Below are 14,646 nucleotides of genomic sequence, written 5' to 3'. Positions count from 1 at the left end.
GAGGCCCGCAGAATTGGGCTTGGTGCAGGAGATCGCCGAAGACGGCCCGGCGGCGGTGCGGAGCGCCGCGGAGATCGCCACCACGATCGCCGAGAAGTCCGGGCCGTTCGGGGTGCGCACCGTGCTGGACTCGGCCCACCGGGCCCGCGAGCACGGCGAGAGCGCGGCGATCGAGCGGCTGCGCCCGGACATCGCTCGGCTGCTGGCCACCGAGGACGGAGCGGAGGGGATCCGATCCTTCGCGGAGCGCCGCGACGCCGTTTTCACCGGGCGCTGAGTCGGGGCTAGTGCCGTCGGAGCGCTTCCAGGAGCACGGCGACCAGCAACCCGAGGCAGAGGACCGCGATCGCCACCGTCGGCACCGGTGCGGACGAGCGGCCGGTCACCAGGATCGATAGCAGGACGACGGTGGCGGCGCACAGCAGCAGCGCCTGCAGGAGCAGCGTCCGCCTCGACAAGCCTCGTGCCTCGCGCCGCGCCCGTAACAGCCAGCTTCTTCGCCCGCCCATGGCTGGTCACGCTAACCCGCGAACCCGCCTTCCGGGAGGGACGAACTCCATTCGTTGCCCCGCCTTGACGTCCGGAGAGGTCACGTCACCGGGTGGAGCCGGTGCGGGTCTGCGATCGGGTGGAGCTCTCGATCAGTCGTGGGTACCGGTTCACGGCTCGTTCCGGCCTGCGCGCAGGTAGTCGGCGACCAGGGCGTCGAGCGCGGGTCTCTGGGCGGCCCAGCCCTCGGCGGCCGGTCCGGGCGCGCGGACGAGGGCGCGTTGCTGCCTGGCGGTCCCGCTCGTGTGGATCACCGCGCCTGCCGCGGGGACCTCGCCCGCCGGGCCGAGCAGTTCGCGGTGCTGGTCGAGGAGTTGTTCGACATCGCCGTCGAGCAGCACGCGGCCCGCGTGCATCAGCACGAGGTGATCGCAGACGTCGCGCAGGTCGGAGAACACGTGCGAGGCCATCAGCACCGTCGTCCCCCGCTCGGCGACGTCGGACATGACCAGCTTGAGGACGTCGTCCCGGGCCAGGACGTCCAGGTCCGACAGCACTTCGTCGAGCAGCAGCAGCTTCGGCTGCCGTCCCAGGGCCAGAGCCAGCGCCAGCAGCGTGCGCATCCCCCTGGACAGCGAACCGACGCGGGCGTCGCGGTCGAGCCCGGGGTGCGCGTCGAGCACCTGCTCGACGCGCTCGGCCGACCAGCGCTCGTTCATCTTCGCCGCCGCGCGGACCATCTCCCCGACGGTGAAATCGGAGTACAGCGGGCGGTGTTGGGCGAGCAACGCCGCGTCCGGGTGGATGCGGCCGCGCACCTCGGCGCCGAAGACCCGCAGGGTGCCCACCGAAGGCGCGGTCAGGCCGGCGGTCAACGAGAGCAGCGTGCTCTTGCCGGCCCCGTTCGAACCGACCAGTCCGACGACCTTGCCCTCGGGGATCCGCACCTCGCAATTCCGGATCACCCACGGGCCGCCGAAGTGCTTGCCCAGTCCGCTGGTGCTCAAAGCGCTCATCGTCAGGACTCCTCTTGGAAGTGCTCGTCTCGGACGGCCGCGTACAAGGCGTCGACCGCTTCGGTGTCGAGGCCGCTGCTCTTGGCGCGGCTCATCCAGTCGGCCAGTTCTCTGCGCATCGGTCCTTCGGCGGTGGTCAGCTCGTTGGCCAGCGACCGCGTCACGAAGGTCCCCACCCCGCGCCGGGCCTCGACGAGCCCGTCGCGCTCCAGCTCGCGGTAGGCCTTGAGCACGGTGTTCGGATTGACCGCGGTCGCCTCCACCACCTCGCGCGCGGTGGGGAGGCGGTCACCGGGTTCCAGCAATCCCAACCGCATGGCCTGCTTGACCTGCTGAACGATCTGGACGTAGGTGGAAACCCCGGAACGACGGTCGATCCGGAACTCGATCATGTGGTGCAGCATAGGTGCCCGAGCCCTTCCGAGCGCGCAACCCGCGGGCCCGCTCAGCGCTGTCGCCGCAGCGTCCACGCGGTAGCCGCCAGCAGCAGCGCGGCCGCCGCGGTGAAGATCGCGAACTCCGCCCATTGCAAGTGGGGGAACGCCGACATCGGGATGACGTCGGCGTAGCTGGCGACGATGCCCTGGCGCTCGAAGCACGCGACGTGGGTCTGCCCGCCCTGGTTCGCGCAGGCCCGCATGGCGTTCAAGGAGAGTTCTGCGGGCCGCCCGTCCGGCCCGAGGTACCCGGCCCCGGTCACCTTGACGTCCGGGGCGGAGACGTCCGCGGCCCGCATCGCCGGGGTGAACGCGTCCGAGGAGGTCAGCCGCGTATGCGGCAGCGCCTTCTCGGCGTAGTTGCTCACCGTCAGGCGCAGCACCAGCAGCCCGCCCAACGTCAGGGCCATCGCGAGCACCGAGCGTCGGAGCACCGCGCCCAGCAGAGCTCCGAGGGCGAAGGAGAACAGCAGGTGTGCCGTCGGCATCGGACCGGTGGTGTCGACGATCGGGAAGGAGAAGGTCCCCGCGCGCAGCGGCCCCAGCATTCCCGCACCGGCCACCCAGCCGTTGACCAGCCACTGCATCGCGAGCACCGCGATCAACGAGGGCACCAGCACCATCAGGGTCTTGGTCGCCATCCAGCGGAATCTGCTGACCGACTGGGTGAAAGCCAGCACGTCCGTGCCGTTCTCGAGCTCGCGCGCGAAGAGCGGTGCGGCGCTGAACACGCCGAGCAGCACCGGCAGCGCCAGCACGCCGAACTGGGCGAGCCGCAGCGTGTCGTACCAGGTCTGCTGGAACTCCTCCCGCCCCCGCTGGCAGGGGCCGCCGACGGACTCGACGGTCAGGCACTCCGCCAGTCCCGCGGACTGGATGTGGTGCGCCATGTTCGCCCACAACGCCAGGATCGCGCCTCCGCCCAGCAGCAGGAGAGCGGTCATGGCGAGGACGTGCGTGCGGTGCTGCCGCCAAGCGACCCAGATCATGCCGCCACCTCCGCGTTCGCGCGCGGGAGGCGTCGGCGACGGTGTCCCGGGGCCGTGCGGGCGCGCTGACCCCCAGACAGCGCGCCCGCCTCGGCCCCGGCCGGGACGGCGGTCTCGTGCTCCTCCGGCGAGCGGTCCGGAAGTGCCCGGCCGCTCCGGTACCCGTTGCTCAGCCGATGCGTTCGCACCGGTCCTTCCTCGGTCACGGCCTACCCCCAGGCGCAAATAGTCATTCCACTAATGAACTAGTGGAAATCTAGCACACACGTGTGCGGGGAAGGGGGAGGGTCGAGCGATGCGGACGCGCTCAGTCGAAGCGGCTGATGCGGAGCACCAGGTCGAAGGCCTGCTCGATCGCGCGACGGGATTCCTCGGTGTGGTCGAGGGTGTCGAAGGAGTGCTGCCCGTTGGGCACGTCGATGATCTCCAGGCGCGCCTTGGCGCGGGCGGCCTCGACGAAGGCCTCGACGGTGCTGGCGATGTCCGGGTTCTCCTTGCCCGCGCGGGTCAGCACGATGGGCGGGGAACCGGCGTTGACCGCCTCGATCGGGTTGAAGCGGGCGTCGACGTGCCACTCCGGCGGCGTTGCCGCGACCGGGTAGGACGCCGCGAGGCAGCGCACCCAGTCGGGCGGGTTTCGCAGCCAGTCGGCCAGCATCGGGCCGCCACCGGAGAAGAACCACAACGCGATCCGGTCGGCGTCCACGCGCGGGTGCGCTCGCGCGGTTTCGACGGCCGCGGCGACCTCGTCCGCGGCCTTCGGGTAGTGGGCGGGGGAATGCAGGCCGTGGTCGACGACCACGCCGACCGCCCCGCGCGTGGCGGCCAGCGCGCCGTAGCCGCGGAAGACCGGCCACTCGCTCGGGGCGATGGAGAGCTCGGGCGGCAGCGGACCACCGTGCACGAACACCACGGCGGGCTGCGGGCCCTCGTCATCGGGCAGGTAGAGGTCCACCTCACCGTCGCGCTCGGCGTCTACCGGTTCGAGCGGCAGGACGAACGGCTGCGTGACGTATTCCTCGAAACCCATGACCGGAGCGTAATGCCCGAGCGCGCCCTCCGGCATCCGAATTGCCCGAAGGACGGTTCAGTCCGCCGTTGGCGCCGCGCTGCGGCTGTCCTCGCTCGACGACATCGGAGGACCCGCCGCGGTTCGAGCTGACTCCCACACCACGCGGCCCGCAAGCGCCTCGGCCGCCGGAACCGCAGCGGGCTCCGGCGGCCGACGCGGGATCACTTGAGCTCGGCGCTCGACTTCCCAAGCAGGCGGCGGGCCACGATGAGCTGCTGGATCTGCTGGGTTCCCTCGAAGATGTCGAGGATCTTGGCGTCCCGCGACCACTTCTCGAGCAGCGACTCCTCGGTGTAGCCGATGGTTCCGCAGAGCTCGACGCAGCCGAGGGTGACGTCGACGACCGAGCGGCCCGCCTTGGCCTTGGCCATGGAGGCCTGCAGCGAGTTGGGCTTGCGGTTGTCGGCCATCCAGGCGGCCTGCATGGTCAGCAGGTAGGCCGCCTCGTAGTCGGCCTCCAGCTCCAGGTACTTGGCCGCGGCCGCGGGCTGGGCGTTGGCCGGGCGGTCGTAGTCGATCGCGACTCCGGCCTCGGCCAGGATCCGCTGGGTCTCCTCCAGCGCCGCGCGGGCGACGCCGATGGCCATGGCGGCGACCAGCGGGCGGGTGTTGTCGAAGGTCTGCATGACCCCCGCGAAACCGGACTTGGTGTCGATCTCCGGGGAACCCAGCAGGTTCTCCTTCGGGACCCGGCAGTTGTCCAGGCGGATCACCGCGGTGTCCGAGGCCTTGATGCCGAGCTTGTGCTCGAGCCGCTCCACCTTGATGCCCGGACGGGACTTCTCCACCACGAAGGACTTGATCGCGGCGCGGCCCAGGGACTTGTCCAGCGTCGCCCAGACCACCACGGTGTCCGCGCGGTCGCCCGCCGTGACGAAGATCTTCTCGCCGTTGAGGACGTACTCGTCGCCGTCCAGCTCGGCGGTGGTGGTGATGTTGGCCGAGTCCGAACCGGTGCTCGGCTCGGTGATGGCCATCGCCGCCCAAACGTTGGCGAACCGCTCGGCCTGCTCCTCGTTGGCCACCGAGGCGATCGCCGCGTTGCCCAGGCCCTGCCGCGGCATGGCCAGCAGCATCGCCAGGTCGCCCCAGCACATCTCCATGGTGCCGAGCACCAGGTTCAGGTTGGAGCCGTTGCGGTTGCCCTTGGCGGCCTTGTCCTCCTCCTTGCGCACGCCCGCGGCGCCCGCACCGCCTTCGCCGGAGGTGTTCAGGCCGTCCAGCAGGGCGGCGAGGGTGTCGAGCTCCTTGGGGTAGCTGTGCTCGAGGCGGTCGTACTTGCGCGAGATCGGGCGGAACACCTCGGAGGCGGCCTGGTAGGCCTGGTTGACCAGGCCGCGCGCCTTCTTCGGGACCTCAAGATTGATCATCGGAATTCTCCTCTGGGAGCTGGCGGAAGGACCGCGGCGTTCGACGGTTCGGGGCTGCCCGCGGTCCTCACACCAGGACCGCGCCTTCCATCACGCCGATCGCCCGCAGATCCCGGTACCAGCGCTCGACCGGGTGCTCCTTGGTGTAGCCGTGGCCACCGAGGAGCTGCACGCCCGCGCTGCCGATGAACATGCCCTTGTCCACGGCCAGCTTCCGGGCCAGCGCGACCTCGCGGGCGTACGGCAGCCCTTGCTCGGCGCGCGCCGCGGCGCGCAGGGTGGTCAGCCGGATGCTCTCCAGCTCGATGCCGATGTCGGCGACGTTGAACGCGACCGCCTGCCGGTGGCTGATCGGCTCGCCGAACGCGGTGCGCTCGTTGACGTAGGGGATCACGTAGTCGAGCACCGCCTGGCCGGTGCCGACCGCCAGCGATGCCCAGGCGAGCCGGGACAGCCGCACCATGTCGGTGAACACCTCGGCCGCGCCTTCGCCGAGCAGCGCGCCCGAGCCGACCTCGACCTGCTCGAGGTGCAGCTTGCCGGTGCTCGCGCCGCGCAGGCCCATCGCGGGTTCGGCCTCGATGGACACGCCGTTGCTGGAGGACTCCACCAGGAACAGAGCCGGGCCGTTGCCCTGCAGGTCCGCCGAGACGATGAACAGCTCGGCCTGGGCGGCGCGCGGGACCATCGACTTCACGCCGGTGAGCCGGTAGCCGTTCGCGGTGCGCTCGGCCTCGGTGGCGGGCTTGAACGGATCGCCGAGCGCGGCCCGCTCCTGCACCGCCAGCGCCGCGGCCGGGACGTGCTCGCCGGCGAAGGCGGGCAGGTAGGTGGCCTGCTGCTCCTCGTCGCCCCACTGGGTGAGCGCGGTGGAGACCGCCGACGGGGCGAGGATCGCCACGGCCAGACCCATGTCGCCGTGCGCGAGGGCCTCGGTGACCAGTGAGTTCGTCACGGCGGAACGCTCGGTTCCCATGCCGCCGAGGGACTCCGGGATGCCGACCGAGGTCAGTCCGAGCTCGCCCGAGCGCTCCAGCAGGTCCTCCGGCGTGGTGAGCGCGGCATCGGCCTCGGAGGCGGCCGGTCGCAGCTGCTCGGCGGCGAACTCGCGGACCGTCTCCGCGATGAGCGCCTGCTCCTCGTCGGGCTCGATGTCGAAGAGGTCCTTCGACGGCGCCGAGCTCAGCCGAGCGGGCTTGTCCAGGTTCTGCGCCTTCTTGAACTGCCGGGACGCCGCCCCGGCGGCGCGGAAGCCGGTGCGCGTGCCGTTCTGCACCAGGCTCTCGAACTGCTTGCGCAGCCCGACCTTGTCGATGATCGGCGCGCTGGCGATCTTGGCGATAGCGGCGAGGCCCAGGCCCATGGCGTCGCGCTTGCGCGCGCCGGCCTGTCCGCGTTGGACGTTTGACACGGTGCGTCTCCAATCGGCCGACCTTGGCCGGGCGTTATCTACTCAAGAGTAAAATAACTCTTGCGGTCAGCGGTGCACCAGTGAGTCCCCTCACCGCCCCCTCGTGCCCGAGGAAAGGCCTCCGAACAGCGCATTCCCCGACTCGATGCGGCCTCGTGCCCGTTGCGGGAAATGGGGTAGCGCCGTGTCGGCGGTTAGGATCACCGGACACTTCGGGCGGAAGTGGGGGACTGATGAGCCTGGTGCAGCTGAACCTAGGGATGCTCGCCGGCGGCCTGGTGCTGCTGGCGAGCATCGTTGCGACCCGGGTGGCGCACCGGGTCGGGCTGCCGAGCCTACTGCTGTTCCTGGCGCTGGGGGTGCTGCTCGGCGAGGGCGGGATCGGCATCGAGTTCGACAACGCCGAGCTCGCGCGCAATCTGGGCACCGCCGCGCTGGCGGTCATCCTCGTCGAAGGCGGGTTGACCACCAAGTGGCAGGACGTGCGGAAGCTGCTCGCGCCCGCCGGGATGCTGGCCACCGCCGGAGTCGGCATCAGCGTGATGGTCACCGCGCTCGGGGCGCACTTCCTGCTCGGGGTGCACTGGCAACTGGCACTGCTGCTCGGGGCGATCGTGTCCTCCACCGACGCGGCCGCGGTGTTCTCCGTGCTGCGGGTGCTCCCCCTGCCGCGGCGGCTGGCCGGGTTGCTGGAGGCCGAGTCCGGGTTCAACGACGCGCCGACGGTGATCCTGGTGCTGCTGTTCAGCACCGTGCCGCTGCAACTGGACCCGGTCGACTTCGTCTCGGGCCTGAGCTACCAGCTGACCGCGGGTGTTGTGATCGGCGTCGGCCTCGGTTGGCTGGGTGCGGTGACGCTGCCCCGGATGGCGCTACCCGCCTCGGGGCTCTACCCGCTGGCCACGTTCGGGTTGAGCATGGTGGCCTTCGCCGCCGCCGGTTCGCTCAACGCCAGCGGGTTCATCGCGGCGTACCTGTGCGGGGTGGTGCTGGCCAACAGCGGGCTGCCGCACCGCTCGGCGACGCGCTCGTTCGCCGAAGGTCTCGGCTGGCTGGCCCAGATCGCGCTGTTCGTGCTGCTCGGGCTGCTGGTGAGTCCGAGCCGATTGCCCGCGGAGGCCCTGCCCGCGCTGATCGTCGGGCTGGTGCTGCTGCTGGTGGCCCGGCCGCTGGCGGTGGTGGTCTCCCTCGCGGGCTTCCGGATGCCGTGGCGCGAACAGGCGTTCCTGTCCTGGGCGGGGTTGCGCGGTGCTGTGCCGATCGTGCTCGCCACTTTCCCGGTCGTGCAGGGCGTCCCGGGCAGCGACCGCTTGCTGGACATCGTGTTCGTGCTGGTCATGGTTTTCACCCTGCTGCAGGGACCGAGCCTGCGGCCGTTGGCGAAGCGGCTCGGCCTCCTCCCCCGCGAAGCCACCCGCGAGATCCAGGTCGAAGCGGCGCCGCTGGACGTGCTGGACGCGGAGCTGCTGTCCACGTCCGTGCCGGAGGGGTCCGAGCTCCACTCCGTCTCCATCCGCGAGCTGCGCCTGCCGGACCCGGGGGTGGTCACGCTGATCATCCGCAACGGGCGCACCTTCGTGCCGGTCCCGGAGACCGTGCTGGAGACCGGCGACGAACTGTTCATCGTCACCACCGCGCGGCAGCGGGAGGCCACCGAGCGCCGCGTTCGCGCGGTGAGCCGCCGCGGCAGGCTTGCCGGTTGGTACGGAGAGCGCGGCGATCCGGCCTGAGATCGCGCCGGAACCCTGCCCCGGCGGGAGCGCGCGGGCATAAGATCGCGTCGGCTCGCGAACCCGCCCGGGAGGGAACCCATGGCGACCTGGCAGGACCTGCGTTCGTTCATCAGCTCCGAGTACCGGCCCGCGCCGGAGTCCGATGACGACGAGCGCGAGGAGGATGTCGAGTTCCGCGTCATCGAGTCCAGTGACGACGAGATCCGCATCCTCGTCGAGTACGACGACGACCGCAGCCAGATCGTGATCGTGTGCCACGAGCGGCTGGACAACAGCGAGGACTGGGTTCAGCTGGTCTCGGTCGTCGGCCGGGCATCCGATGCGGACATGCGCAAGGTGCTCGAGGAGCTGGGTCAGGTCTCGGCGGTGTGCGGGGCGGTGATCATCGGCGATCACCTGGTGCTGCGGCACGCGCTCCCGCTGGTCAACCTGGACATCAACGAGTTCGTCGACCCGCTGAACTTCGTGGCCGAGACCGCGGACCACCTCGAGGAGCTGTTCTTCCACGAGGACGACCACTGAGCGCGACCGGTGCCACGCTGGCAGCTCCCGGGCGGCGCAACGAGGACCACTTCGCCATCGGCCCGGACTGGGCGTTCGTGCTGGACGGCGCCACGCCTGCCGCAGGCGTCGACAGCGGCTGCGCGCACGACGTAGTCTGGCTGGTGCATCGGCTCGGCGGTGAGCTCGCGCGGCTGCTGACGATCAGCGACGCACCGCTTGCCGACCTGCTCGCCGAGGCGATCGAGCGCACCTGCTCGGCGCACGCGGATACCTGCGACCTGGCCAACCCGTCCAGCCCGTCGGCCACGGCGACGGTGCTGCGCCTGCGCGCGGAGACGGAATACCTGGTGCTGGCCGACAGCCCGCTGGTTCTCGAGATCGACGGCGAGGTCCGCACGATCATCGACGACCGCCTCGACCACCTGCCGGACCGCGCGCTGGACACCGTTACCCGGCTGCGCAACCATCCGGACGGTTTCTGGGTCGCCTCGACCGAACCGGAAGCCGCCCACCAGGCCCGCCACGGCACGCTCCCGCCGTTCGGCCGCGCGGCCCTCCTCACCGACGGCGCCTCCCGTCAGGTCGAACTCTTCGCCAAGGCCACCTGGCCAACCCTCCTCGACCTGCTGACCGAACACGGGCCGGAGGAACTCCTCACCCAGGTCCGCCGATCGGAAGTCACAACACCCCCGAGCCGCGCGAAGCCCCACGACGACGCCACAGCGATCTGCTGGAGCCGGCGAGGCTGACAGTTTTACCTAAAACTGTCCGGACATTTCGGGCGCCGAGCGCGCACAGTTTTAGGCAAAACTGTCACCGGCCCGGTCAGGGGCAGCGGGTGGTGAGGGATATGGCGTCGTGCGGGGCGTGGGCCTTGATGTCGTTGTCGAAGTAGGCGTAGACGTCGCGGGGCTCGTGGTCGTTGGGCGGTGCGGTGATGGTGTGCTCGGTGCGGGGGTGGTCGCCTCGGCTCCAGCCGGTGATCAGGCCGGCCCAGCGGTCTAGTTCCGCCGCGTCGTAGCCGCTCGCGTAGAGCTCCTGGGAACCGTGCAGGCGCACGTAGACGAAATCGGCGGTGACGTCCTCGAGGTGCGGCCAGTCGCGGGCGGCGTCGGCGACGACCAGCCCTATCCCGTGCTCCCGCAACAGCTCCACGGCTTCGGGGCGGGCGAAGGACGGGTGGCGGACCTCCAGCGCGTGCCGCAGCGGGCGATCCGCATCGGTCTCGGTCAGCGCCCGGCCGGCCAGCCGTTCGTCGTGGCGTGCGGCGAGGTCGGCCGCCTGCGCGCTGCTGCGCGGTAGCCGGGAGAAGAACGCCGCCAGCCGCTCGGGCTCGTAGCTCAGCGATGGCGGCAGCTGCCACAGCAGCGGTCCCAGCTTGCCGCCGAGCGCCAGGACACCGGCGGCGAAGAAGTTCGCCAACGCCGTCTCGGCGTCGCGCAACCGCTTCATGTGCGTGATGTACCGGCTGCCCTTGACGGCGAACACGAAGTCGTCGGGCGTCTGCTCCGCCCAGCGCCGATAGCTCTCCGGGTGCTGCAACGAGTAGAACGAGCCGTTGATCTCCACGCTGCTCATCCGCTCGGCGAGGAACCCCAGTTCCTCCGCGCGCTTCAGCTCCTGCGGGTAGAACGGCCCGCGCCAGGGCGCGTACACCCACCCCGAGGTGCCCACGCGAACGCGACCGGTCATCACCCCACGCTAGCGCTCGGCGGCTCGCGGACGCGCGACGAAAAGGGCGTCCCCGCACGGCGCCGGGCCGTGCGGGGACACCTTCGGCGGCTCAGCCCTGCCGGGTCGCCGACGCCTCGAGGGCTCGGCGGACCAGGACCTTGGCGAGGTGCGCGCGGTAATCGGCGCTGGCACCCGGCTGGTCCGGCGGGGAGGTGTTCTCGGCCGCGCGCTCGGCCGCCCCGGCCGGGTTGGAGCCAGCGGCCAGGGCCTCCTCGACGCCTGCGGCGCGCATCGGAGTCGGGCCCATGTTGACCAGGGCGACCCGGTTGCCCGACACCGCGACGCCGACCATGGCCCAGTCGATGGCGCGCTTGGTGAACTTCTGGAAGTCCCAGCCCTGGGCGGGGTTCTTGTCCACCCGGATCTCCACCAGCACCTCGTCCTCGCCGAGCGCGGTTTCGAAGAAGTCGGTGAAGAACTCGGTGGCCGCGATCTCCCGGGTGCCCGACGGGCCCTGCGCGACCAGCACCGCGTCCAGCGCGAGCGCCACCGCGGGCAGGTCCGAGGCGGGGTCGCCGTGCACCAGCGAGCCGCCGATGGTGCCGCGGTGGCGCACCTGCGGGTCACCGATGGTGCCCGCCGCGTGCGCCAGCAGCGGAACCTCGCGCTGCAGCAGGGCGGAGTGCTCCAGGTCGTGGTGCCGGGTCAGGGCGCCGATGCGGACCTGCGAGCCCTCCTCGCGCACGTAGGACAGGCCCTGCAGACCGCTGAGGTCGATCAGGACCTCCGGCACGGCGAACCGCAGCTTCATCAGCGGGAGCAGGGAGTGACCGCCCGCCAGCAGCTTCGCGTCATCGCCGTGCTCGGCCAGCAGGTTCAGCGCCTCGTCGACCGTGTTGGCCTTCTTGTAGGTGAACGCGGCGGGGATCATTCGGCGGCCCCCTGCTTCTCCTTGGCCGCGGTCAGCACGGCTTGAACGATGTTGTGGTAACCGGTGCAGCGGCAGAGGTTGCCCTCCAGGCCGGAACGCACCTGCTCCTCGGTGGGGTTCGGGTTCTCCTCGACCAGGGACACCGAGGCCATCACCATGCCCGGCGTGCAGTAGCCGCACTGCAGACCGTGCTCCTTCTGGAAGGCGCGCTGCATCGGGTGCAGCTCCTCGCCCTCGCCGAGGCCCTCGATGGTGGTGACGTCCTGGCCCTCGGCCTGCGCGGCCAGCACCGTGCAGGACTTCACCGACTCCCCGTCGAGCAGCACCGTGCAGGCGCCGCAGGAAGTGGTGTCGCAGCCGATGTTGGTGCCGGTCAGACCGCAGTCGTCCCGCAGGTATTGGACGAGCAGCGTGCGGTCCTCGACCTCGTGGCTCTGCTGCCCGCCGTTGACGTTGATCGAAACTTGCACGAACGAACTCCTAAGCGTGGTCCTCAGGTCGCTGATCGGCGATCAACGACCTCGAACGAAGTCGGCGGCGTTGTTATGCCCGGTTGATGGCAGTCCACACCCGTTCGGGGGTGGTGGGCATGTCGATGTGCTTGACACCGAGGTGCGCGACCGCGTCCACCACCGCGTTCTGCACCGCGGGTGTGGCGCCGATGGTGCCCGCCTCGCCGATCCCCTTGGCGCCCAACGGGTTCAGCGTGGTCGGGGTCTCCATCGTGAGCAGCTCGAAGCTGGGCAGCTCGGCGGCGCTGACGATGGCGTAGTCGGCGAAGCTGGCGTTCTGCGGCTGGCCGTCCTCGTCGTAGGAGACCTCCTCCAGCAGCGCCTGCGCCGCGCCCTGCGCGATGCCGCCGTGCCGCTGGCCCTCGGTGAGCACCGGGTTCACGATCACGCCCGCATCGTCGACGGTGACGTGCCGCAGGTAGTCGACCTTGCCGGTCTCGGTGTCCACTTCGACCACCGCGAGGTGGCTGCCGAACGGGAAGGTCGGGCGGTCCTCGACGTAGTGCACATCGGCGGAGAGGTCCGCGCCGGCCCGCTGCGCGAGATCCGCCCAGCTCACCGACACGCTCGGCGTGCCGCGGACCTGCCACTTGCCGTCGGTGAGCTCCAGGTCGGCCTCATCGATCTCGATCATCTCGGCCGCGAGCTTGCGGGCCTGCTCCTTGACCTGGACCGAGGCGCGGTGCACCGCGGTACCACCGAGCTGCAGCGACCGGGAGCCCATGGTTCCGACGCCGTTGGGGATCCGGTCGGTGTCGCCGTGCACCACCTCGATCTTGTCCAGGTCGATGCCCAGCTGCTCGCTCACCAGCATCGCGTAGCTGGTCCAGTGGCCCTGCCCGTGCGGGGAGGAGCCGGTCAGCACCAGGACGCTGCCGTCCGGGTTGATCTCGACGTGCCCGCTCTCGCCCTCGGTGTTGTTCGGGGCGGTGATCTCCACGTAGCTGGACAGCCCGATGCCGAGCTGCTTGACCGCGCCCTCGGCGCGCCGCTTGGCCTGCTCCTCGCGGAGACCGGCGTATCCGGCGGTTTCCAGGACCGAGTCGAGCCCCTTGATGTACTCGCCGGAGTCGTAGAGCATCCCGCCCTGCGTCTGGTACGGGAACTGCTCGGGCTTGATCAGGTTCTTCCGCCGGACCTCGGCCGCGTCGACCTCGATCTCGGCGGCGAACAGGTCGATCGCGCGCTCGATGGCGGCGGTGGCCTCCGGGCGCCCGGCGCCGCGGTAGGCGCCGATCGGCGTGGTGTTGGTGACCACGGTGCGCGCCTGCGATTCGACCTTGGCGATGTCGTAGACGCCGCTGGCCATCATCTGCGTGAAGACCGGCAGGAACGCGCCCATCCGCGGGTAGGCGCCGACGTCCTGCACGATCTCCAGCCGGTAGGCGGTGACCCGGCCGTCGCGGGTACCGCCGATGGTGATCTGGTGCCGCTGCGCGCGGCCGTGGGTCATGGCGACCAGGTTCTCGCTGCGCGTCTCGACCCACTTGACCGGCTTGCCGACCCGCTTGGACAGCAGCGACAGCAGCGCGGCCTCCTGCTCGGAGCCGATCTTCGCGCCGAAGCCGCCGCCGACGTCCGGGGTGATCACCCGGATCTGTTCCTGCGAGAGGCCGATGTTGGCCATCAGCTCGTCGCGGCAGGCCTGAGCGTTCTGGTTGGACAGCCAGAAGGTGGCCTTGTCGCCCTCCCAAGCGCACGCCGCCGAGCGACCTTCCAACGACGCCGCGGCGACCCGCTGGTTGTGGATCTGCTTGGTCACCACGACCTCGCAGTCGTCGAACAGCGTCTCGTCGAGCTCGCCCGCGGTGCCGATGACGTTGGTGCCCGCCTCCGGGAACACCAGTCGCTCGCCCGCGATCGCCTCGTCGAGGTCGATGATCGCGTCCTGCGGCTCGTAGTCCACGGAGACGAGTTCGGCCGCGTCCTGCGCCTGCGCGGTGCTCTCCGCGACCACCGCGACCACCGGCTCGCCCGCGTAGCGCACGACGCCCTTGGCCAGGTGCGGCCGGTCGAGACCGGGCGGGGTGGGGCCGCTGAGGCTGCCGCCGGACTCGTACGGCGGCAGATCCACGTCGTCGGCGGTGAACACGCCGTGCACACCGGGGGAGGCCGCGGCTTCCTCGGTATCGATCTCGGTGATGGTGGCGTTGGCCATCGGGCTGCGCACGAAAACGACGCGCAGCGCCCCCTGCAGCGCGGGTTCGCGCAGGTCGTCGACGTAGGTGCCGCCGACGGTGAGAAGGCGTGGGTCTTCGACACGTTGGACCCGGGTGCCGAGAATGCTCAAAGCTGCCTCGCAGTCACTGCGTTCAATTCGGGAACCGTATTGGAGTCTTGTGCGCGGAACGGCGCGTCACAAGGGTCACGGGGAAGTTTTCCCAGCGAATTGCTCAACCCTCCGCGTGGTGGAAGACCGACGTGGCGACCACCCGTTGCGCGAGCAATCATCCACTGTGGACGGTGTGGTCGCGAGGCGCTGGTCCGTCCGGTTGTTTTCGGCCCTCG

At 70.5% G+C, this 14,646-nt stretch carries 15 protein-coding genes; 4 read left to right on the top strand and 11 right to left on the bottom strand.

The genetic code is table 11. From position 1 onward, the window contains the following. The first annotated feature begins 22 nt into the window (after positions 1-22). Positions 23-277: a Clp protease/crotonase-like domain-containing protein gene (locus ABD289_RS20025; RefSeq protein ID WP_344134993.1), complete on the top strand. Its 255-nt coding sequence runs from the start codon at positions 23-25 to the stop codon at positions 275-277. Positions 278-284: 7 nt separating this feature from the next. Here ABD289_RS20025 and ABD289_RS20020 read toward each other — a convergent pair whose 3' ends face one another. From ABD289_RS20020 to ABD289_RS19990, 7 genes are all read right to left on the bottom strand, one after another. Beyond that, positions 285-458 carry a hypothetical protein gene (locus ABD289_RS20020; protein WP_344134990.1) on the bottom strand — a complete coding sequence of 58 codons (174 nt, stop codon included), beginning with the start codon at positions 456-458 and terminating at the stop codon, positions 285-287. Between the two features lie 201 nt (positions 459-659). After that, entirely contained in the window at positions 660-1,505 is an 846-nt protein-coding gene (locus tag ABD289_RS20015) for an ATP-binding cassette domain-containing protein (protein WP_344134987.1), read from the bottom strand. Between the two features lie 2 nt (positions 1,506-1,507). Next, positions 1,508-1,897 carry a GntR family transcriptional regulator gene (locus ABD289_RS20010; protein ID WP_344134984.1) on the bottom strand — a complete coding sequence of 130 codons (390 nt, stop codon included), beginning with the start codon at positions 1,895-1,897 and terminating at the stop codon, positions 1,508-1,510. A 53-nt stretch (positions 1,898-1,950) separates the two neighbouring features. Then, complete coding sequence (locus tag ABD289_RS20005) at positions 1,951-2,931, bottom strand: ABC-2 transporter permease (RefSeq protein ID WP_344134981.1); 981 nt, start codon at positions 2,929-2,931, stop codon at positions 1,951-1,953. A 307-nt stretch (positions 2,932-3,238) separates the two neighbouring features. Next, the gene (locus tag ABD289_RS20000; protein ID WP_344134978.1) at positions 3,239-3,961 is read right to left on the bottom strand and encodes an alpha/beta hydrolase; all 723 of its coding nucleotides are present in this window, start codon (positions 3,959-3,961) and stop codon (positions 3,239-3,241) included. A gap of 203 nt (positions 3,962-4,164) precedes the next feature. Beyond that, on the bottom strand, positions 4,165-5,373 hold the full coding sequence (locus ABD289_RS19995; RefSeq protein WP_344134975.1) for an acyl-CoA dehydrogenase family protein: 1,209 nt from the start codon (positions 5,371-5,373) through the stop codon (positions 4,165-4,167). Positions 5,374-5,440: 67 nt separating this feature from the next. After that, on the bottom strand, positions 5,441-6,736 hold the full coding sequence (locus tag ABD289_RS19990) for an acyl-CoA dehydrogenase family protein (protein WP_344135078.1): 1,296 nt from the start codon (positions 6,734-6,736) through the stop codon (positions 5,441-5,443). 281 nt (positions 6,737-7,017) lie between these two features. Here ABD289_RS19990 and ABD289_RS19985 point away from each other — a divergent pair, with 281 nt between their 5' ends. From ABD289_RS19985 to ABD289_RS19975, 3 genes are all read left to right on the top strand, one after another. Further along, the gene (locus ABD289_RS19985; protein ID WP_344134972.1) at positions 7,018-8,514 is read left to right on the top strand and encodes a potassium/proton antiporter; all 1,497 of its coding nucleotides are present in this window, start codon (positions 7,018-7,020) and stop codon (positions 8,512-8,514) included. An 81-nt stretch (positions 8,515-8,595) separates the two neighbouring features. Next, positions 8,596-9,039 (top strand): hypothetical protein, encoded by a 444-nt coding sequence (locus tag ABD289_RS19980; RefSeq protein WP_344134969.1) that lies wholly within the window; start codon positions 8,596-8,598, stop codon positions 9,037-9,039. Beyond that, positions 9,036-9,770, top strand: coding sequence for a protein phosphatase 2C domain-containing protein (locus ABD289_RS19975; RefSeq protein WP_344135075.1), 735 nt, complete (start codon positions 9,036-9,038; stop codon positions 9,768-9,770). Before ABD289_RS19980 ends, ABD289_RS19975 begins: the two co-directional genes overlap by 4 nt. A 76-nt stretch (positions 9,771-9,846) precedes the next feature. Here the strand turns inward: ABD289_RS19975 and ABD289_RS19970 are convergent, their stop codons facing one another. The 4 genes from ABD289_RS19970 to ABD289_RS19955 all read right to left on the bottom strand — a co-directional run bounded on the left by ABD289_RS19970 (position 9,847) and on the right by ABD289_RS19955 (position 14,428). Further along, positions 9,847-10,713, bottom strand: a complete 867-nt coding sequence (locus ABD289_RS19970; protein WP_344134965.1) for a DUF72 domain-containing protein — start codon at positions 10,711-10,713, stop codon at positions 9,847-9,849. 91 nt (positions 10,714-10,804) lie between these two features. After that, positions 10,805-11,626, bottom strand: coding sequence for an FAD binding domain-containing protein (locus ABD289_RS19965; protein WP_344134962.1), 822 nt, complete (start codon positions 11,624-11,626; stop codon positions 10,805-10,807). Beyond that, complete coding sequence (locus tag ABD289_RS19960) at positions 11,623-12,096, bottom strand: (2Fe-2S)-binding protein (RefSeq protein ID WP_344134958.1); 474 nt, start codon at positions 12,094-12,096, stop codon at positions 11,623-11,625. Before ABD289_RS19960 ends, ABD289_RS19965 begins: the two co-directional genes overlap by 4 nt. 73 nt (positions 12,097-12,169) lie before the next feature. Continuing rightward, positions 12,170-14,428 (bottom strand): xanthine dehydrogenase family protein molybdopterin-binding subunit, encoded by a 2,259-nt coding sequence (locus ABD289_RS19955; RefSeq protein ID WP_344134955.1) that lies wholly within the window; start codon positions 14,426-14,428, stop codon positions 12,170-12,172. Between the last annotated feature and the right edge of the window lie 218 nt (positions 14,429-14,646).

This window comes from Saccharopolyspora halophila (genome assembly GCF_039531955.1).
Classification (GTDB): Bacteria; Actinomycetota; Actinomycetes; order Mycobacteriales; family Pseudonocardiaceae; genus Saccharopolyspora; species Saccharopolyspora halophila.
Note: the sequence above shows the minus strand (reverse complement) of the source record. Positions and strands in the feature narration are given on the sequence as shown.